The organism is Rhizobium tumorigenes (assembly GCF_003240565.2).
GTDB classification, from domain to species: Bacteria; Pseudomonadota; Alphaproteobacteria; order Rhizobiales; family Rhizobiaceae; genus Rhizobium; species Rhizobium tumorigenes.
Genome location: NZ_CP117255.1, coordinates 3,148,717 through 3,168,524, shown reverse-complemented (window position 1 = coordinate 3,168,524; position 19,808 = coordinate 3,148,717). Strand labels below are relative to the sequence as shown.

Sequence of the window (19,808 nt, the reverse complement as noted above, 5' to 3'; positions counted from 1 at the left end):
CAAGCAACCTGAGGCCGGTTTCGGCGCTCGCAAACGTGCTCGTTTGAGTAATCCGACGCGCCCAAATCCATGGGCGCATGGGATGACCGTGGCGAGCACAGGGGCGAGGGAAGACAGGGGTTCTCACCTCGGCAAGTCGTGTGCGAGATCGCCGAGCAGGCCGGCGGCGACGGTGATGCGGGCGAGATTTGCCTCGCCGCCTTCGCTGAGGCCCGCGAGTTCCTCGGCGATGCGGTTGATGCGGATACGGTCGCTGGCGTGCCAGGCGGCAAGCGGCTGGCGGTCCTGCGGATGGGCATTGAGCGCCGAGATGACGATGTCGCGACGCGCCGTGGCGATGCGGTCGAGGCTGCGGGCCAACGCCAGGTTTTCGTAGTGATCGCTGGTGACGATGCGGCTGCCGGAAACCAGCAGGCGGCCGACCCGGAATGTCTGCGACACCTCGAAGTAGGTTTCCGCGGCGCGCGACAGCGCCTCGCCCGTCTGTTCGGCAATCTGCATGACATCGGGTACCAGCAGGAACGTGCCGAGCGCGGCAATCTCGCCGGCAAGGCCTTCGGGCACGCCGGCCACTGTGTAGTCGTTGCGCCGGGACTCGATCTCGGCGGAAAATTCGGCTGGAATCCGGCTCGACAGCATGGGCCGCAGCTTTTTAGCCGCCGCCTGCAGCCGGCCCACGGTCTCGCCGATCTCGGACTTGACCATGCTGGTCTTCAACAGCAGCCGGGTCAGCACGGTGTAGATCTGCCCGATGTCGCCGTAGAGCCGGTTCTGCACTTCGCCGCCGATCTTGCCGTCGAGCCCGTCGACGCCATTCCACAGCCGGTCGAGATCGAACCCGTCGCGGGCGAGCACGGCTGCCTTGACGACCTCGGAAGCGGCCGCCGCCGTTGCATCCATCATCGACACGACAAAAGCCGGACCGCCGCGATTGATCGCCTCGTTGGCAAGATTGGTCGCGACGATCTCGCGCCGAAGCCGGTGTCCGGCGATATCGGCTGCGTGGCCACGATGCATCTTCTGCGGGAAATAACCGGTCAGCGTCGCGGCAAAATAGGGATCGTCCGGCAGGGAGCTCTCGAGCAGCGCATCGAACAGCACGATCTTGGCGTAGGAGAGCAGCACGCCGATTTCCGGCCGAGTCAGCGGCCGCTCGTTGGCATAGCGCTCGGCGAAGGTTGCCTCATCCGGCAGCGTCTCGACCTTGCGGCTGAGCTTGCGGGCGGATTCGAGCACGCTGATAAAGCGGCCGAGCTCCAGGCCGTTGCCGGTTCCCTTCCGCTCGGTCAGCGAAATCGCCAGCGACTGCAGATAGTTGTTGCGCAATACGAGGCTTGCCACTTCCGAGGTCATCGATGCGAGGAGTTGGTCACGCCTGGCGCGCGTCAGGCGGCCGTCCTGCATGGCGGCGGCAAGGGCGATCTTGATGTTGACCTCGACGTCGGACGTGTTGACGCCCGCAGAATTGTCGATGGCGTCGGAATTGCATCGGCCGCCCTTCAGGCAATAGGCGATGCGGCCCTTTTGCGTGACGCCGAGATTGGCGCCCTCGCCGATCACCCGCGCGCGAACCTCGTCGGCATTGATGCGGATCGGATCGTTGGCGCGGTCGCCGACATCGGCGTCGGTTTCGGTCGGCGATTTCACATAGGTGCCGATGCCACCGAACCATAGCAGGTCGGCTTGGCATTTGAGGATGGCGGTAATGATTTCGAACGGCGTGGCAACTGTCCTGTCGAGCCCGATGGCAGCCGCGGCTTCCCTGGTGAGCGTCACAGACTTCGCCGAACGCGGAATGATCATACCGCCCGCAGAAAGCAGGCTCTTGTCGAAATCCTGCCAGCTGGAGCGCGGCAGGTCGAACAGCCGCTGGCGCTCGGCCAGCGTCGCGGCCATGTCGGGATCGGGGTCGATGACGATATCGCGGTGGTCGAAGGCGGCGATCAGCCGGATTTTCGGCGACAGCAGCATGCCGTTGCCGAACACGTCGCCCGACATGTCGCCGACGCCGACGACGCTGAATGGCGTCGTCTGGATGTCGATATCGAGTTCGCGGAAATGCCGCTTGACGGTCTCCCAGGCGCCGCGCGCGGTGATCCCCATCTTCTTGTGGTCGTAGCCCGCCGATCCGCCCGAGGCAAAGGCGTCGTCGAGCCAGAAGCCGGCCTCCTGCGCCAGGCCGTTGGCGGTATCGGAGAATGTCGCGGTTCCCTTGTCGGCGGCAACGACGAAATAGGGATCGTCGCCGTCCAGCCGGAGTGTATCCGGAGGCGGAATGATATCGGCGCCGGAGATATTGTCGGTGATCGAAAGCAGCGTGCGGATGTAGGTCTTGTAGGCCTCCCGGCCGGCATTGAAGATGGCATCGCGGCTGCCGCCGGCCGGCAGTTGTTTCGGATAGAAGCCGCCCTTGGCACCGACCGGCACGATAACAGCGTTCTTCACCTGCTGCGCCTTGACGAGCCCGAGCACCTCGGTGCGGTAGTCTTCCGCCCGGTCGGACCAGCGCAGGCCGCCGCGGGCCACCTTGCCGAAGCGCAGATGCACGCCCTCCACCTCGACGCCGTAGACGAAGATCTCGCGGAACGGCCGGGGTTCCGGCAATCCGTCGAGCTGCTTCGGGTCAAGCTTGATCGCGAACATCGCCTTTGGCGAACCGTCGTCGTTGCGCTGGAAATAGTTGGTGCGCAGCGTCGCGTCGACGGCGTTGACATAGCGGCGCAAAATGCGGTCGTCGTCGAGGCTCGGCACGGAGGCGAGTTCGGTCTCGATCGCCGCATGCAGCGTCGCCAGCCGTTTCAGGCGCGGCTTTTCCTCCAGCGCCGGGTCGAGCGAATCGTGAAACAGCCGGACGATGCTGGCCGCAATGGCCGGATATTTGTCGAGTGTCGTGGCGATATAGTCCTGCGAATAGGCGATGCCGGCCTGGCGAAGATAGCGGGCGTAGGCGCGCAGGATATTGGCGGTTCGGGCGGTGAGGTCGGCCGAGACGATCAGCCGGTTAAACACATCATTGTCGATGCTGCCTTCGAAAGCCGCGAGAAAAGCCTCCTCGAGGGCTGCGCCATGGCGCTTGAGATCGAAGGCGACGCCGTCGCGCGCCTCCAGCTCCATGTCGTGCAACACCACATCGCCGCTGATCCCGGACCCCTCGACATGGATGTCGAAGGTGCGTTCGCTGAGCACATTGAAACCCAGGTTTTCGAGCAGCGGCACGCGCCGCGACAAGGCAAGGTTGCCCTCGCCATGGAAGATTTTTAGCGACAGCACGTCGGTGTCGCCGAAGGAGCGCCTGTAGAAGCCGATGCGGATCGGCGCATCGCCAGCGCAGGCCATGATGGCCGGCAGGTCGGCCACGGTCTCTTCCGGGGAAAAGGCTTCCTGGAACGCCTGGCTGACGGTGAGGTCGGGCGCGGCCGGGCCGGCCAGCGCCTCCAGCCGGTCGATCCAGCGGGCAGCGATTGCCCGGACGGCATCTTCCAGCACGGCTTGCGCGATATGCGGCGTGCGACCGATGGTGCGGCCGATGATGAAATGCACGCGCGCCACGCCGCCTTCCGGAAAGGCCGGATAATAGGCCGAAACGCGGCCGTCATAGACCGTCCTCAGATAGGCGCCGATCTTTTCGCGGACGACCGAATCGTACTCTTCGCGCGGCACATAGACGATGACGGACACGAAGCGGTCGAAATGGTCGATGCGCGGCAGGACGCGCACGCGGGGCCTGTCTGCGAGGTCGTTGATCTGTTCGCAGAAGGTGGCGAGCAGGCTTGTGTCGATCTGGAAGAGATCGTCGCGGGGATAGGATTCCAGCGTGTTCTGCAGCATGCGGCCGGAATGGCTGGTCGGATCGAAGCCGAAATGGTCCGTAACCTTCTGGGCCTTGGCCCGCAGCAGCGGAATGTCCGACAATTCGGCAGTGTAGGCAATCGAGGTGAACAGCCCGACGATGCGCAGTTCGCCGACGACATTGCCCTTCTCGTCGAAGCGCTTGACGCCGACATAATCCATGTAGGCGCGGCGATGTACCAGCGACTTGACGTTGGCCTTGGTGACGATGAGGAAATCCGGGCCATCGAGGAACGCCAGGATTTCCGGCGTCGTGGTGACGGCATCGCTCCCCTGACGCAGCACGCGAACGTCGGGATTGGCGAGGATGCCGAGGCCCGTGCCACGGTCCCGCTCTACGGTCGCTTGCTTGCCCTTGCCGGAATAGACGTAGTCGCGCATGCCGAGGAAGGTAAAATTGTCGTCCCGAAGCCACGACAGGAAGGCCAGTGCCTCGTCTCGCTCTGCCGCACGGCGCCCTGCGGCATGGGTGCTGAGTTCGTCGATCACAGTGTCTAGCCGCGCCAGCATCGGCTGCCAGTCGCCGACCGAGAGGTGAGCCTGCTCCAGCACCGTCCTGACGCGGGCGATGAGGGCATCTGCCTGCTCCGGCGTCAACGGCGCCAGGTGCAGCTGGATATGGCTGACGCGCTGGCCGGGATCGCCGGCCTGCGCCGCCTTCAGGGCCGGCGTGCCGTCCGGCTGCAGCGACAGGATCGGGTGCACGGCCATCGCCACGTCGCGGTAGGTGCTGGTGACTTCGCCCATCACCGATTCGTAGAGAAACGGCATGTTGCGGTCGGTGATCGACAGCACCGAGACAGCAATGCCCCCGGGTGCGACCCCCTCTATCGGCGCAATGCTGATACGGGCCTCGCCGGACCAGCGGCCGAGTTCGTCTGCGGTGTGAATGGCGGTCAGCGCCAGCATTTCGGCGCTGTAGCGGGCCATGTCGTCGTTGCTGGCCTGCCCGAACAGGATTCTCGGATCGAGGTAGGTCTTGCCCGACGCTTCGGCCGCGTTGATCGCCGCCTCGATCAGCTTTTCCCGCTTGGGGTTCATTCTGGCCATGATTGCACTCTCCCGACGCATCCTGCTCCCAAGCAGACTTCAGAAGCGATAGAGATGCAACCGCAAAAGATTATGACGGGGTGGTAAGATCAACCGCGTTTTGGCTTCACCGGCGCTACGGTCACCGCGCTCGATTTAATGGCACAGAGATCTCGACATGCGAAACATCCTCTTCGTCTGCAGTCAAAACAAGCTTCGCAGTCCGACGGCCGAGCAGGTGTTTGCCGCCAGGCGTGACATTGAGGTTATGTCGGCTGGCACAAACAACGATGCCGAAAATCCTCTGTCGACGGAGTTGGTCGAATGGGCAGACATCATCTTTGCGGTGGAGAAAATCCATCGATCCAAGATACAGCGCCGATACCGATCGGTTTTGAAGGGCAAGCGGATCATCTGCCTCGACATTCCGGACGACTACACCTTCATGGACCAAAGGCTCATCGCACTTTTGGAGGCCAGGGTGCCGCGCTACTTGTAACGTTCTAGGCGGCGTATGCTCGCACCTCCGAGTGGCCGGCGTGACCGTGATTTTGGCGCGGTCTGCCGGGCAACGTCGATCTTCGTTGACAGGCAACCGCGAACGCCTCATCAAACATTCCGTAAACACGGCCAGCCATCACCGAAAGTCATCACCATGTCGGACACAGCAGAGGGCGCGGTCCTTGTCATTTCCAGCCACGTGGTGCGGGGCTCGGTGGGTAACCGCGCTGCCGTCTTTGCGCTGGAGACGCTGGGGCATCCCGTCTGGGCGCTGCCGACCATTGTTTTGCCCTGGCACCCCGGCCATGGAAGATCGACGCGGCTGACATTTCCGGAAGCCGACTTCGACCTTGCCATCGACGACCTCCTGGCGGCACCCTGGCTTCCGGAGGTCAAGGCCGTGCTGTCCGGCTACTTCGCCAATGCCGCCCAGGCACATTCGGTCGCCCGGCTGATCACCGCAATGCGTGAAAAGACGCCGGACCTGTTCTATGCCTGCGATCCCGTCATCGGCGATCTCGGCGGGCTCTACGTTCCGCAGCCGACGGCGGAAGCCATCCGCGACCATCTCTTGCCCCTCGCTTCGCTGGCAACGCCGAACCGCTACGAGCTTGCCTGGCTCTCCGGCGCGCCGCTCGACGACAACAATGCCGTGATGGAAGCAGCCCTGGCGCTCGGTCCGTCGCGCATGCTGGTGACTTCGGCGGTGCCGATGATGGCCGGCGGCACCGGCAATCTCTATCTCAGCGGCCGCAACGCGCTGCTGGCCGAGCACCGGGCGATCGATCATGCGCCAAACGGGCTCGGCGACCTGCTGGCGGCGCTGTTCCTGTCGCGGCTGATGTCCGGCATGGAGGAGGAGCGTGCGCTGCAGCTGGCGACAGCCAGCGTCTACGAGGTGCTCGCCCGTGCCGTGAAGCGCGGCAGTGACGAGTTGACGCTGGCTGCCGACGCTGCCAGCCTGTCGACACCGATGGCCATGGTCCAGATGCGCCACCTCATGCATCCGGCCCACCGCCGCAAGCGCTAGCGGCGGCGACACAAATTTTTAACATCTCGACTGTTGATCTCGGCGTCTCCCCGCGCTAATCGGGAAGCATGCATACTTTTCCTTCTTTCCTGATCGACGGCTACAACAGCTTCATGGGCGGGCGCTACGTTGACGAGCGCGAGCGCTATCGCAGCCTTGCTGAGCAGGGCCAAAGCCCCTCGACAATGGTGATTGCCTGTTCTGATTCACGGGCAGCGCCGGAAACAGTCTTCGATGCCGGTCCCGGCGAGATGTTCGTCATTCGCAACGTCGCCAACATCGTGCCGCCCTATGAGCCGGACGGCAATTTCCATGCGACATCGGCAGCGCTAGAGTTTGCCGTGCAGGCGTTGAAGATCAAGAACATCGTCGTCATGGGCCACGGTCGCTGCGGCGGTATCCGCGCTGCCCTCGATCCGAGCTCCGAGCCACTGTCTCCCGGCGACTTCATTGGTCGCTGGATGTCGCTGGTTTCCTCTGCTGCCGAGCAGATCCAGAACAACGACATGATGACCCAGGGCGAGCGCCAGACGGCACTCGAGCGCGTTTCCATCCGCAATTCGATCGCCAATCTACGCAGCTTCCCGGATATCCGCGAACTGGAAAAAGAGGGCCAGTTACAGCTTCACGGCGCATGGTTCGACATCTCGACCGGCGAATTGTGGGTCATGGACGGCGAAACCGGCGACTTCATCCGACCCGGCGCTTGATAACCCCTAATTTACGTGGTCACTTCTCGGGCGATATCTGCTAATCTCGCTATGAGTGCATCCGCTGGCAGGAAATGGATGGACCCGCAAAGGCGCATCCATGCAATTCCAGACTATCAAGAAAACAGTCCTTGCCGCGATCCTCCTGCCGTTTGCGTTCATGATGGCGGCCGGACTTCTGCTCATCGCGTCGTCCTTCGAGCAGTACCGGACGCTGGAAGCGGACCGGCTGGTAGCCGAGATGCTGGCGGACGGCGGCGCCATTGCCTCGACGGAAATCCCTGCCGAAATGGTGGCGACCCAGGCATTTCTACTCGATCGCAGCCCCGATACGACCACAGCAATGCGCAGTACCAGGGATGCCGTCGACAACGCGCGCAAGCGCTTCTTTGCGCGGCTGCCGTCAGCGGACAAATTTTCCGGCGGCATCAACGGCCAGTTGTCACGGCTGCGGTCCGGCTACAGCCGGATCGTCGGCCTCAGGTCGGCCATCGACGACGGGCGCTACGGCCGCCAGGTCAATGTCGGCTATATCTACCGGCAGGCAGCACTGCGCCAGCTGGGCCTTGGCGACAGCCTCTCGGCGCTGATCCACGATCCGTTGCTGCTGCGCAAGTCGAACGAGCTGATGAGCATCCTCCTGACCTATCACGGCGAACTCGTGGTCAACAATATCGGCAGCCATTACCTCGAGCAGATCGGTTTTTCCGCCATGTCGCGCGAGCAGCTGCTGCAGGGCGACGTGACACGGCGGCTGGGTACGGACCGGTTGCGCTTTCACACCTCTTCGCCGGTCATTCGCGGCATCATCGACTTCCTCAACCAGCCGGGCGAAAAACGCGCCGATGTCTATTCGCAGGCGATCCTCTCCGGGGTCCTGCGGCCGACGCCTGAGCTGCGCGACCTCTGGACGGTGGCGGAGGAGGGACGGCTGGCGTTCCTGCGGCAGAACATCCTTACCGTGACGCAAGATCTCCGTGACACCGGCGACGAACTATCGCGGCGTGCGCACTATCATTTGCTGGCAGTGGTTGGCCTCGCGCTTATCCTGGCGTTATTAGCGGCCATCGTCGGCGGCCTGGCGGTCAAGGGGATGCGCCTGCTCGACCGGCTGACCCGCGAGCGCGAGGAATTGGTGACCGAGCTGCGCAGCGCCTCGCAGACCGACCTGCTGACAGGTCTCTACAATCGCCGAGGTTTCGAGGCTGCGGCAGAGGCGCTGCTTGGCAAGGATCGCGCCCGACCAGTCGCTGTCGTCCTTTTCGATCTCGATCATTTCAAGAAGATCAACGACCAGCATGGCCACGATGTCGGAGACGATGTGCTGCGGCAGGTGGCCGACATCGCCAAGCGCAATTTTCGCGGCGTCGACCTGCTGGTCCGCCACGGCGGCGAAGAGTTCCTGGCCCTGCTTCCCGATGCCAGCAAGGATGAAGCAGCATCGGTTGCCGAGCGGGTGCGGCGCGCGGTGCAGGACGCCCGCATCCCGCTGCCCGACGGCGGCGTCGTCGATATCACCGCCAGCTTTGGCTGCGCCGCTCGGACCTATTCGGCGCACGGCGATCATTTCGAAGACCTGATCAAGAAAGCCGACATGGCGCTTTATGCAGCCAAGGCCAGCGGCCGGAACTACGTCGCCACCTCAGGTATCGTCGAAAGACGCCGCAGCAATCCGGCTTGAAGCTGTTGCGCAAATGCGTGCGACTTCGCGAACGGCATGAAAGCTACAGAACACCCTGCGTTTCTGTGAAATGCAAAACGAAAAGGGCCCCGGTTTCCCGGAGCCCCGCCATTCACACCGGGTGTGAAAATTACTTTCCGTCGATCTGCTTGCCGATATAGGCGATCGACTGCTGATAGACGACTGCGGCATTCCAGCCGGCGATGGCGTTGAAATTCGGCTCGCCGGGCTGATAGCCTTCACCTGGACGCCAGCCGTGGCCGCGCAGGAAGTTGGCAGTCGATGCGAGAGCATCGGCCTTCGAGCCGACCATGTCGATCCGGCCGTTGCCGTCGCCGTCGACGCCGAAATTGACGACATTGCGTGGCAGGAACTGCGTCTGGCCGATTTCGCCATGGGCAGCGCCGCGTGCAGACGGGCTGAGATAGCCTTCGCCGACCAGTTTCAGCGCTGCATAGAGCTGATCGGTGAAATAGTCGCTGCGGCGGCAATCATAGGACAGGGTCGAGACGGCTGACATCGTGTGCTCGTTGCCCATATAGCTGCCGAAGCCTGTTTCCATGCCCCAGATCGCGATCAGGGGGCCAGCCGGCACGCCGTATTTGCGCTCGATGCTCGCAAACAGCGCCGCGTTCGCCTGCTTCATGCCGCGGCCACGGTTGATAACCGTCTGGCCGCCGCGCTTCTTCATGAACTCTTCGAACGACAGCTTGAAGCTCTTCTGGCCGCGGTCCGCGCGGATCGTCGGCTGGTTGTAGTGCACATCGGCAAAGGCGCGGTCGAGAACCTGTGGGCTGATGCCCTTGGCTGCCGCTTCCTGCTTGAACTCACCGACCCAGGCCGGAAATCCGGCTGCTGTGTTGCCGCACTGCGCAGCCTCGGCTGCCACCGGCGCCGTTATCATGAGCACGGCTGCGAGCGCCGCCCAACCAGACTTCTTCATGCGCATTCCTCGTCCCTGTGTTTCGACATCCGCGCCGGCCCCGCCTGCGTCCGATGTCCTTTTGATCCGTCAAAAACCATCCCTCGGGCGTGGACGCTGCCGCCCGACCTCCGGTATCTGTGAAAAACCCCGCCGTTCGCAAGCGAACCGCAGGGTTATATAGTCAAGACCTTTATAAAAAGTAGTCCTCTCAGGCGGCCTGCTTGCGTGGCTTGATGAGCCCGCGATTGATCAACAGCTCGGCAATCTGGATGGCATTCAGCGCAGCACCCTTGCGAAGGTTGTCGGAGACGACCCAGATGTTGAGGCCATTCTCGACTGTCGCATCCTCGCGGATGCGCGAAATATAGGTCGCATCTTCGCCGGCCGATTCGTATGGCGTCATGTAGCCGCCGTCCTCGTGCTTGTCGATGACGATGCATCCGGGCGCTTCGCGCAGGATGTCGCGCGCCTGGTCGGCGCTGATCTCGTTCTCGAACTCGATATTGACCGATTCCGAGTGGCCGATGAAGACCGGAACGCGCACGGCCGTGCAGGTCACCCTGATCTTCGGATCGAGGATCTTCTTGGTTTCGGCCAGCACCTTCCACTCTTCCTTCGTGTAGCCGTCTTCCATGAACACATCGATGTGCGGGATGACGTTGAAGGCGATGCGCTTCGGAAACTTCTTGTTGGCCATCGGATCGGCAACGAAGACTGCGCGGGTCTGGTTGAACAGCTCGTCCATGCCATCCTTGCCGGCGCCCGACACCGACTGGTAGGTCGATACGACGATGCGCTTGATCTTGGCAAAATCATGCAGCGGCTTCAGGGCGACGACCAGCTGTGCCGTTGAGCAATTCGGATTGGCAATGATGTTGCGGCGGGTGAACATGTCGATAGCGTCGGCATTCACTTCCGGCACGATCAGCGGGACATCCTGGTCGTAGCGCCAGGCCGAGGAGTTGTCGATGACGACGCAGCCCTGCGCACCGATCTTCGGCGACCACTTCTTGGAGATTTCACCGCCGGCCGACATCAGGCAGATATCGGTATCGGCGAAATTGTAGTTTTCGAGGTTCTGGACCTTCAGCGTCCGGTCGCCGAACGACACTTCCGTTCCCTGGCTGCGCGCCGAGGCCAGCGCGACGACTTCGTCGGCTGGAAAACCGCGCTCCGAGAGGATATTGAGCATTTCACGACCGACATTGCCGGTAGCGCCTGCGATTGCGACTTTGAAACCCATTTTATGCTCTCTTTCTCATCTCTCCGCTATCCGGTGAGGGGGATCCGCGATCAGCGGTTCCCTGTCCCCAGCCGAGCCGGGGAGAGAGCGGCAGGCCAGGAAACGTCAGACGGTTTTCGTCGTGGTTTTGGCCTTGGTGTTGGAATATAGCGGAAAACGGCTATGCGACCCGACAAGGGCTGCCAGGCGGTCGCAGTCGCGGATCTGTTCGAGACGAACCATGGACCGTTTTTCCTATTCCATCGCAGGTAATAAAATGTTTTGCGAAAGAGTCAAGAGTCGGCCCCGGAGGAAGGACGCGACGCTACCTCGACCGGCGAAACGTCCCCGTCGTGTCGCATTGTTGCTACCACGGCAGCTGCGTGGACCGGAGCATAGGTTATTTAATGATAAATGTCGTGGCATTCTTTCCCGCAAATCGCGGTGGTAAGCCTCGTGGACTTATGGAATGCCGGTTCACCGGTATTTGTCGGGACGTAATACTGTTACCGGGAAGTATAGCTGCTGAGGTAATCAGCCGTTGACGAGGTGGAACATCAGGCCGAGAGCGACAGCGGCAACGCTCATGAATACGACGGCTGTGAAGCAAGAGGACTTGAGCTGGTTTACATCATAATCGGTCATTGTGATCTTCCTTGTTTTCCTGCTTATACAATGCTCCAATCCAGAAAAGGTTTCATGGGTAGGTTGACATATCTTGCGATCTATAGAAGCAGCCCGCTTCGACCGTACACATTCAGTCACGACACTTTTGCCCGGAATGCAAAAAGGACGGAGATTAAATCCCCGCCCTTTTTTCAAATGCCATATCTCTGGGAAAGATCAGAGCTTCTTGTTAGCGTAATCCGAGGCTGCTGCAGCACCGTCCTTGACGGTATCCTTGGCGTTGCCAAGTGCCTGCTGGCCTTCGCCCTTGATTTCCTGCAACTTGCCTTCAGCCTGGAGCTTTTCATTGCCAACAAGCTTGCCGACGCCTTGCTTCACGTTGCCGACGGCTTCATTGGCGAGACCCGAGGCTTTGTCTGATGTGCTACCCATGTGACTTCTCCTTTGAATTTCCATCCAATTAACGAAGCTGCACCGAATTGGTTCCGCTAGCATCGGGAAGCAAGGAGTGAGACCATTCTCGTCGGGCTACCCTGCCTTGTTCTGGCGGTTGGCGATCAGGTCGTCGACGACGGCGGGGTCGGCGAGGGTGGAAGTATCTCCCAGCGCTGCGAAATCGTCCTCGGCGATCTTGCGCAGGATGCGGCGCATGATCTTGCCCGAGCGCGTTTTCGGGAGGCCCGGCGAGAACTGGATCTTGTCGGGCGTGGCGATCGGACCGATCTCGGTGCGCACATGCTTGATCAGTTCGGCCCTCAGCGCATCGGTGCCCTCGTGGCCGGACATCAGCGTCACGTAGCAGTAGATCCCCTGCCCCTTGATCGCATGCGGATAACCGACGACAGCGGCTTCCGAGATCAGGTTGTGCGACACCAGCGCCGATTCGACTTCCGCCGTTCCAAGCCGGTGGCCGGAGACGTTGAGCACGTCGTCGACGCGGCCGGTGATCCAGTAGTAGCCATCGGCGTCGCGCCGGCAGCCGTCGCCGGTAAAGTATTTGCCCTTGTAGGTCGAGAAATAGGCCTCGATGAAGCGCTTGTGGTCGCCGTAGAGCGTGCGCATCTGGCCTGGCCAACTGTCAGCGATGCAGAGGTTGCCGTCAGCGGCGCCCTCGAGCACCCTGCCCTCCGCATCGACCAGCTCCGGAACGACGCCGAAGAACGGCTTGGTTGCCGAGCCCGGTTTGAGATCCGTGGCGCCAGGCAGCGGCGTGATCATGTGGCCGCCGGTCTCGGTCTGCCACCAGGTGTCGACCACGGGGCACCGGCCATCGCCGACGACATTGTAGTACCAGCTCCAAGCCTCTGGATTGATGGGTTCGCCGACCGTGCCGAGCAATCTTAGGCTGGCGCGTGACGCACGGGTCACGAACTCGTCGCCTGCCCCCATCAGCGATCGGATTGCGGTCGGCGCTGTGTAGAAGATGTTGACCTTGTGCTTGTCGACGATCTCCCAGAAACGGCCCTGGTCGGGGAAATTGGGCACGCCCTCGAACATCACAGACGTCGCACCGTTGGCGAGCGGGCCGTAGACGATATAGGAATGGCCGGTGACCCAGCCGACATCGGCGGTGCACCAGTAGATATCGCCGTCATGGTAATCGAAGGTGTATTCGTGCGTCATGGCCGCATAGACGAGGTAGCCGCCCGTCGTGTGCAGTACGCCCTTCGGCTTGCCCGTCGAGCCCGAGGTGTAGAGGATGAACAACGGGTCCTCGGCCTTCATCTTCGCAGGCGGGCAATCCGCAGTCACGGCGGCCATTTCCTGGTGGTACCAGAGGTCGCGGCCGGGCGCCCAGCCGGTCTTGCCGCCGGTGCGCCGCACGACCAGCACCTTGTCGACCATGACCTGCTGGCGGGCGGCGATGTGGATTGCCGTATCGGTGTTGTCCTTCAGCGGCACCGGCTTGCCGGCGCGCACGCCCTCGTCGGAGGTGATGATGAACGTCGATTGGCAATCGACGATGCGGCCTGCCAGCGCGTCCGGCGAAAAGCCGCCGAATACGACGGAATGCACCGCGCCGATACGGGCGCAGGCGAGCATCGCATAGGCCGTTTCCGGTATCATCGGCATGTAGATGGTGACGCGGTCGCCCTTCTTGACGCCATGCTTTTTCAGCACATTGGCGAGGCGGCAGACCTGATCGTAGAGTTCGTTGTAGGTGATCTTCTTGTCGATGTAGGGATTGTCGCCCTCCCAGATGAAGGCAACCTGGTTGCCGCGTTTTTCGAGATGGCGATCGATGCAGTTATAGGCGACGTTGGTCAGCCCGTCCTCGAACCACTTGATCGACACCTTGCCGGTGAACGAGGTGTTCTTGACCTTGGTGTACGGCTTGAACCAATCGATGCGCTTGCCGTGCTCGCCCCAGAAGGCGTCGGGATCGGCAATGCTGTCTGCGTACCAGGCCTCGTATTTCTCCTTGGTGATCAGCGCATTCTGCCTGGCCGGCGTTGTGACCGGATAAATTTTTTCAGACATGATTCCTCCTCGAAATGTCCGGCAAGGCCCGCGTTTTTCGACAAAAACGGCGGTCTTTGTCCTCACAGATAGCACCTTAAGATACGGCGTCCATTGGACAAAGAGCATTTCATCCGCAAAGAATTGCAATTATGCGGCACTGGGGATATACAGGGCATCATTTCCCGGACATCAGTGGTGAAAACACCCACGGACCGCGACCCCGGCGCGGACGGACAGAAGGACTATACCCATGGCTCAACAACTGCTTATGCCGAAAGCTACGGCCATCTGGCTTGTCGACAACACCGCCTTGTCGTTCGAACAGATCGCGCAGTTTTGCAAGCTTCACCCGCTGGAAGTCAAAGCCATTGCCGATGGCGAAGCGTCGCAGGGCATCAAGGGCCTCGACCCGATTTCCACCGGGCAGCTGTCGCGCGAGGAAATCGCCCGCGCCGAAGGCAAGCCGGACTACAAGTTGAAGCTTTCCGAACCGAAAGTGCGCGTTCCGGAATCCAAGCGCCGCGGCCCGCGTTATACGCCGGTATCGAAGCGCCAGGACCGCCCCAATGCGATCCTCTGGCTGGTGCGCAATCATCCGGAACTGAAGGACGCGCAGATCTCGCGCCTGGTCGGCACCACCAAGTCGACGATCGAGCAGATCCGCGACCGCACCCACTGGAATTCGACCAACCTTGCGCCGATGGATCCGGTGACGCTCGGTCTCTGCAGCCAGATCGACCTCGATATGGAAGTCGAGAAGGCCGCCAAGGGCCGTCCGTTGCCGACCGCTGCCGAACTCGGCGCAACCCTGCAGCCGTCGCAGGAAACCGAAAAGCTGCCATTCTCCTACGAGCGTGAAGAAAAGGAAAAGGCAATCGACGCCGATGCCGTCTTCGCCAAGCTCAAATCCCTTCGTGCCCCGAAGGACGAGGACGAAGACCAGTACTGAGGTCTTATCGACGTTTGCATGACCAGACCCCGGCTTTTGCCGGGGTTTGACGTTCAGGGATAGAGCTATCCCGGTTGCGCGTCTGGCAACTGCGATCAGTCGCTGCTCTTGCCAAGCGTAGCCAAATGGCGGAATTCGGCAACCACGCGCTCGTAGACGCCACGCTTGAAGGTGACGATTAGTTCCGGCAACTCCTCCATCGGTTTCCATTCCCATTGATCGAATTCCGGCTCGTGGCCGCCGGGTGGCGGGTTGATGGCGATCTCGCTTTCGTCGCCATCGAAGCGGAAGGCGAACCAGCGCTGTGTCTGGCCGCGAAACTTCCCCCTCAGGCCGATGCCGATGAGTTCGGGAGGCAGATCGTAGTTGATCCAGCCGCTGGCTTCGGCAAGCAGGGTGACGGTTTTCATCCCCGTCTCCTCGTAGAGTTCGCGATAGGCCGCTTCCAGCGGATCTTCGCCCTCGTCGATGCCACCTTGCGGCATCTGCCAGAGATTTTCGGAGCCATCATATTCGGAATTGCCGATGGGAATGCGCCGGCCGGCCCAGACGAGGCCCTCGGCATTAAGGATCATCACCCCTACGCAGGGGCGATAAGGCAGGTCCTCGGCTTTTAAGGGATTGGGGTTCTTGCTCATCATATCCTCCGGTCAGGGATGTTTAGGGTCGTTGGCGAGCGCCGAGACGGAGACGATCTCGATACCACGCGTTGCGGCATTCTCGCTCCACGCAGAAATCGCGTCGACACTTTCGTCGAATGCGGATGCGACGCCGATTGCCGAGCCGTTGCGGCGGGCGATACGCTCAAGCTCGTCCAGTTTCCGGGTGATCGCGTCGCCATTCAGTTCGCTGTCCAGCTGGATGTCGGCAAAGGCATGCGGCACGGCGAGCGCCTTGGCAATCGTGCCGGATTTCGATTGCGCAGATGAGCCATCGTCAAGGAATAGCAGGCCGCGTTTGCCGACATCGCGCAGAACCGGTTCCAGAGCGGTCGGGTTCGACAGAAAGCGGCCGCCGAGATAATTCATGATGCCGGTGTAATTGGTGATTTCAGCCATCGCCTTGTGCAGGTTTTCGACGTTTTTCGCCGCTGGCTGCGATGTCAGCAACGTGTCGCCACCGGGATTGTTGGCCGGATAATCGAAGGGCTCCAGCGGTACCTGCAAGAGTATCTCATGGCCGCTGCGACGGGCGTCCTGCATCCAGCGCTGTAGGCTGTTGCCGCTGGCCGCAAAGGCAAGAGTCACTTCCTCCGGCAGCTGCTTTATGGCCCGCTGCGTCCCGGTCTGGCTGAGGCCGAGGCCGCCAACGACGATGGCGATGCGCGTGCCGTGGGCGCCAGACCAAGGCCGCGCATATTGATCCATCGGCCGCAGGCCGGCGGGAGAGGTGATCGGGAGCCGGCCGAAGGGTGAGCTTTCCAGCAGCGCATCATTGGGCGTTGCCGCCATGCGGGGATCCTGGCCGATCTGGTTGGCCCTGACGAGGACCGGCCCTGAGCCGTCGCGCGGCTTGGGCGTGTAGGTGGTTACCACGGAGCCGTCGCCGGTGAGGGTGCGCTCGACGTTGGCGCCGGATTGCGGGTCGGCTTGTGGCATGCCTGTCGGCGCGGCGGCAGCGTCCTCCGACGGCGTAACCCCGGTTTCAGCCGGCGGCGGTGCCTTGGCAGCGGTTTCAACGGGAGGCTTTTGAAAGGGATCGCGGATCAGTGCGGTGTAAAGCGAGAAGCCGGCAATGGCCATCAGGCAGAGCGCTGCAAGCATGCGGCCCACCGGCGGCAGGCGCCTGGTGCGGCGGGGCGGGCGGTTTTGTCCCAGCGGTGCGTGTAGGTCCGTTCCCAATTTCCTTGTCCGCCCCAGATCGGAAATCGTCGTTCCGCGTCGTGAAGGCGCCGGGTCTGTTTCCAGCCCGGCGCCATTGTCTTTGCTGGCGACGTCTTACTTGGCGACCACAGCCTTGTCCGGATTTGGCGGGAAGGCCGGGTCTTTCTTGACGCCACGCAGCAGGTCGAGCGCGTAGTTCAACTGCACGTCGTCCTTGACCTCCGGTGGCACATAGGCTTCCGAGCCCGAGCCTTCGTCGGTTTCAGACTGGCCTTTGATGTGACCGCGCAGGGTGGATTCGCCCTCGGAGACCATCTTGCCCTTGAGATCGTCCGGTAGCGGCTCGTCGACCTTGATGTCAGGCGTGATGCCGGTGCCCTGGATCGAGCGGCCCGACGGCGTGTAATAAAGTGCCGTGGTCAGGCGCAGCGCACCGTTTTCGCCGAGCGGGATAATCGTCTGGACCGATCCCTTGCCAAAGGAGCGCGTGCCGAGGATCGTGGCGCGACGCAGGTCCTGCAGGGCGCCGGCAACGATTTCCGATGCGGAGGCCGAGCCGCCGTTGATCAGCACGATTATCGGCTTGCCGTCTGTCAGATCGCCGGGACCGGCGTTGTAGCGGCGGGTTTCGTCCGGGTTGCGGCCGCGGGTCGAGACCACTTCGCCGCGCTCCAGGACGTCGTCGCAGACGTTGATTGCCTGGTCGAGCAAGCCGCCCGGGTTGAGGCGGAGGTCGAGGACATAGCCCTTGAGCTTGTCGGCTGGCACGGTCTGCTTGATCTTCTGGATGGCAGCTTCGAGATCCGGTGTGGTCTTCTCGGTGAACTGCAGGATGCGGATGTAGCCAACATCGTTTTCGACATGCGAGCGGACGGCGGCGACCGGGATGATGTCGCGGACAATCGTCAGTTCGATCGGCTTGTCGACACCGGCACGCTGCAGTGTCAGCTTGATCGGCGTCTTGACCTCGCCGCGCATCTTCAGCACGGCATCTTCGAGTTTCAGGCCCTTTACAGGCGATCCGTCGATTGCGGTAATGAAGTCGCCAGCCTTGACGCCAGCCTTGTCGGCGGGTGTATTCTCGATCGTGGAGCCGACCTTGATCTGGTCCTTCTCCATGGTTACCTCGATGCCGAGACCGCCAAACTCACCCTTGGTCTGGGTGCGCATGTCCTGGGCATCCTTGGCATTCATGTAGCTCGAATGCGGATCGAGCGAGGCAAGCATGCCATTGATGGCCGCCTCTATGAGCTTGTCTTCCTGGGGAGGCGTAACGTATTGCGCCCGAACCCTCTCGAAGACATCGCCGAATACCGACAGTTCCTTATACGTGGAACCGCTCGCAGCTTCCGCCGGGACTCCCGCTGAGTAAATGACGCCCATGGCGGTCGCACCCATCAATGCGCCGATGACGACAAGAGAAGCCCTACGAATCATTGCGTGCCTTTCCAGTATCCTTTGCGGTCCACCAGGGTTGGGAATCAACCGGTTTTCCGTCTTTTCTCAATTCAATGTAAAGCGTTGGCTTGTTTGTTTCCAGCGCCAATGCTGTCGCACTTGCCACTCTTTTCTCGCCCATCACCGCAACCGGTTCTCCGGCGAAAACAAATTTTCCCTGGCGCGTCTTGATGGCGTCCATTCCGGACAGAACCATGTGGAAGCCGTCGCCGGTATCGAGGATGATCATCTGGCCGTAGCTGCGGAAAGCGCCGGCATACACCACCAGGCCATCGGCGGGCGCCGTGACGAGAGCGCCGGGGCCGGTTGCGAGCGTCATGCCGGCGGCCGTGTGTCCCGTTCCGTCGTCGTCTCCAAAGTGCCGAAGAATATCACCGGCCACAGGCAGCTCGAGCTTCTGCTTGAGGTCTGAAAATCGATATGCGGGGGCAATGCGGTTTTTATCGGGCACCCCGCTTTCGGCCAGGGCCTTGGCCTCGGCACGCTGCTCGTCGGTCATCATTTGCCGGCGTTGTTCTTCCTCGCGGGCAGCCGTTGCCGCACTACGCACCGAGCCGATCTGGCTTTCGAGGGAGGCTACAAGGCCTTCCAGGCTGGTTGCCTTGCCTGCCAGTTGCTCGGCACGCTTGCGCTCGTCTTCAATCTGGGCAGCACTTTCCTTGCTCTGCCGGTCGTTCTCGCCGATCAGCAGATCCATCCGCCGCTCTTCCTCCAGACCGGACGTGAGCGTTGCGGAAAGGTCCGCCTTCTCCTTGGCCGTGGAAGCTTCGAGCGTCGACAGTTCGCCGAGGTCGGCAAGCAGCTTTTCCGTCGCCTTGCGCATGCCGGGAACGACGGCGCCGAGCAGGATGGCGCTTCGCACCGAATTGAGGGCGTCGTCGGGGCTGACGAGCAAAGCCGGCGGCGGGTTGCGGCCCATGCGCTCCAGCGCTGCCAAAACCTCGGCCAGGAGACCGCGCCGTTCGTGCAGCGAGCGACGGACGCCGCCCTCCTTGACCTTCAGATCGGTCAGCGCCCTTTCGCTGTCTTCGATCTTGCGATCCATCGTCTTGCGGCGGGATGCCGAATCGATCAGCGCCTGGCGCAGGCTGGCATTGCTCTTGTCGAGCGCCGCCACACTGTCCTGAAGCTGCTTCTGCTTTTCGGCAGAAAGGGTGATTGTTTTCGACAGGCTATCGAGTTCGGCCCTTGTCTGGTCGCGTTTTTCGGCAAGATCGGCGGCCGGATCGAGCGGTGGCGGGTTTGCAGTGGCGGTATGGGGTGCGGTTTGCTGGTCCGATGGCAGCCGGGACGACGTCGGATCGGCGGCGCCATCTTCGGCGCGTGCCTGATATGCCTGGATCAGCGGAGCTGCCACCAGCAGTACGGCTGCGCACAAAAAGGCCGCACGGGTACCTGCCGCGAGAGGCGGCGGTAGCAGACGCGGCAGAGGGGCGGCGGATCGTTTCATCGCGGATGGCTTAGGATTTCTCTATCGCGCAAGGCGTAAGCTGATTTGCCGCCGATGGCCAAGACATATCGCCAGTTGGATGACGAAATCA

At 61.9% G+C, this 19,808-nt stretch carries 14 protein-coding genes; 5 read left to right on the top strand and 9 right to left on the bottom strand.

Features of this window, described 5'->3' with window-relative positions; all coding sequences use genetic code 11:
* Window positions 1-123 precede the first annotated feature (123 nt).
* The gene (locus PR017_RS15465) at window positions 124-4,902 is read right to left on the bottom strand and encodes an NAD-glutamate dehydrogenase (RefSeq protein ID WP_111222180.1); all 4,779 of its coding nucleotides are present in this window, start codon (window positions 4,900-4,902) and stop codon (window positions 124-126) included.
* Between the two features lie 154 nt (window positions 4,903-5,056).
* Here PR017_RS15465 and PR017_RS15460 point away from each other — a divergent pair, with 154 nt between their 5' ends.
* From PR017_RS15460 to PR017_RS15445, 4 genes are all read left to right on the top strand, one after another.
* Window positions 5,057-5,377, top strand: coding sequence for a low molecular weight protein tyrosine phosphatase family protein (locus PR017_RS15460; RefSeq protein ID WP_111222101.1), 321 nt, complete (start codon window positions 5,057-5,059; stop codon window positions 5,375-5,377).
* Window positions 5,378-5,533: 156 nt separating this feature from the next.
* Entirely contained in the window at window positions 5,534-6,409 is an 876-nt protein-coding gene (gene pdxY, locus PR017_RS15455; protein ID WP_111222100.1) for a pyridoxal kinase PdxY, read from the top strand.
* 68 nt (window positions 6,410-6,477) lie between these two features.
* Window positions 6,478-7,119, top strand: coding sequence for a carbonic anhydrase (locus PR017_RS15450; RefSeq protein ID WP_111222099.1), 642 nt, complete (start codon window positions 6,478-6,480; stop codon window positions 7,117-7,119).
* 100 nt (window positions 7,120-7,219) lie between these two features.
* Window positions 7,220-8,800 carry a GGDEF domain-containing protein gene (locus PR017_RS15445; RefSeq protein WP_111222098.1) on the top strand — a complete coding sequence of 527 codons (1,581 nt, stop codon included), beginning with the start codon at window positions 7,220-7,222 and terminating at the stop codon, window positions 8,798-8,800.
* Window positions 8,801-8,930: 130 nt separating this feature from the next.
* Here PR017_RS15445 and PR017_RS15440 read toward each other — a convergent pair whose 3' ends face one another.
* The 4 genes from PR017_RS15440 to acs form a co-directional block, all read right to left on the bottom strand.
* Complete coding sequence (locus PR017_RS15440) at window positions 8,931-9,749, bottom strand: lytic murein transglycosylase (RefSeq protein WP_111222097.1); 819 nt, start codon at window positions 9,747-9,749, stop codon at window positions 8,931-8,933.
* Between the two features lie 184 nt (window positions 9,750-9,933).
* Window positions 9,934-10,968: an aspartate-semialdehyde dehydrogenase gene (locus PR017_RS15435; RefSeq protein WP_111222096.1), complete on the bottom strand. Its 1,035-nt coding sequence runs from the start codon at window positions 10,966-10,968 to the stop codon at window positions 9,934-9,936.
* A gap of 822 nt (window positions 10,969-11,790) precedes the next feature.
* Window positions 11,791-12,006 (bottom strand): CsbD family protein, encoded by a 216-nt coding sequence (locus PR017_RS15430; protein WP_111222095.1) that lies wholly within the window; start codon window positions 12,004-12,006, stop codon window positions 11,791-11,793.
* 96 nt (window positions 12,007-12,102) lie between these two features.
* On the bottom strand, window positions 12,103-14,055 hold the full coding sequence (gene acs / locus PR017_RS15425; RefSeq protein ID WP_111222094.1) for an acetate--CoA ligase: 1,953 nt from the start codon (window positions 14,053-14,055) through the stop codon (window positions 12,103-12,105).
* Between the two features lie 232 nt (window positions 14,056-14,287).
* Between acs and PR017_RS15420 the strand changes: the two genes are divergently transcribed.
* Complete coding sequence (locus tag PR017_RS15420; protein ID WP_111222093.1) at window positions 14,288-14,986, top strand: DUF1013 domain-containing protein; 699 nt, start codon at window positions 14,288-14,290, stop codon at window positions 14,984-14,986.
* A 95-nt stretch (window positions 14,987-15,081) separates the two neighbouring features.
* Here PR017_RS15420 and PR017_RS15415 read toward each other — a convergent pair whose 3' ends face one another.
* The 4 genes from PR017_RS15415 to PR017_RS15400 form a co-directional block, all read right to left on the bottom strand.
* Complete coding sequence (locus PR017_RS15415) at window positions 15,082-15,624, bottom strand: RNA pyrophosphohydrolase (RefSeq protein WP_111222092.1); 543 nt, start codon at window positions 15,622-15,624, stop codon at window positions 15,082-15,084.
* A gap of 12 nt (window positions 15,625-15,636) precedes the next feature.
* Window positions 15,637-16,827, bottom strand: coding sequence for a divergent polysaccharide deacetylase family protein (locus PR017_RS15410; RefSeq protein WP_111222091.1), 1,191 nt, complete (start codon window positions 16,825-16,827; stop codon window positions 15,637-15,639).
* Between the two features lie 96 nt (window positions 16,828-16,923).
* Window positions 16,924-18,246 (bottom strand): S41 family peptidase, encoded by a 1,323-nt coding sequence (locus PR017_RS15405; RefSeq protein ID WP_111222090.1) that lies wholly within the window; start codon window positions 18,244-18,246, stop codon window positions 16,924-16,926.
* On the bottom strand, window positions 18,236-19,687 hold the full coding sequence (locus tag PR017_RS15400) for a murein hydrolase activator EnvC family protein (RefSeq protein WP_425070031.1): 1,452 nt from the start codon (window positions 19,685-19,687) through the stop codon (window positions 18,236-18,238). The genes PR017_RS15405 and PR017_RS15400 overlap by 11 nt, the downstream gene beginning before the upstream one ends.
* Window positions 19,688-19,808 lie beyond the last annotated feature (121 nt).

Bases quoted from the DNA above. Each gene is read 5' to 3' on its own strand.
- PR017_RS15460 (WP_111222101.1), top strand. From the start codon at position 5,057: ATGCGAAACATCCTCTTCGTCTGCAGTCAAAACAAGCTTCGCAGTCCG.
- pdxY (WP_111222100.1), top strand. From the start codon at position 5,534: ATGTCGGACACAGCAGAGGGCGCGGTCCTTGTCATTTCCAGCCACGTG.
- PR017_RS15450 (WP_111222099.1), top strand. From the start codon at position 6,478: ATGCATACTTTTCCTTCTTTCCTGATCGACGGCTACAACAGCTTCATG.
- PR017_RS15445 (WP_111222098.1), top strand. From the start codon at position 7,220: ATGCAATTCCAGACTATCAAGAAAACAGTCCTTGCCGCGATCCTCCTG.
- PR017_RS15440 (WP_111222097.1), bottom strand. From the start codon at position 9,749: ATGCGCATGAAGAAGTCTGGTTGGGCGGCGCTCGCAGCCGTGCTCATG.
- PR017_RS15435 (WP_111222096.1), bottom strand. From the start codon at position 10,968: ATGGGTTTCAAAGTCGCAATCGCAGGCGCTACCGGCAATGTCGGTCGT.
- PR017_RS15430 (WP_111222095.1), bottom strand. From the start codon at position 12,006: ATGGGTAGCACATCAGACAAAGCCTCGGGTCTCGCCAATGAAGCCGTC.
- acs (WP_111222094.1), bottom strand. From the start codon at position 14,055: ATGTCTGAAAAAATTTATCCGGTCACAACGCCGGCCAGGCAGAATGCG.
- PR017_RS15420 (WP_111222093.1), top strand. From the start codon at position 14,288: ATGGCTCAACAACTGCTTATGCCGAAAGCTACGGCCATCTGGCTTGTC.
- PR017_RS15415 (WP_111222092.1), bottom strand. From the start codon at position 15,624: ATGAGCAAGAACCCCAATCCCTTAAAAGCCGAGGACCTGCCTTATCGC.
- PR017_RS15405 (WP_111222090.1), bottom strand. From the start codon at position 18,246: ATGATTCGTAGGGCTTCTCTTGTCGTCATCGGCGCATTGATGGGTGCG.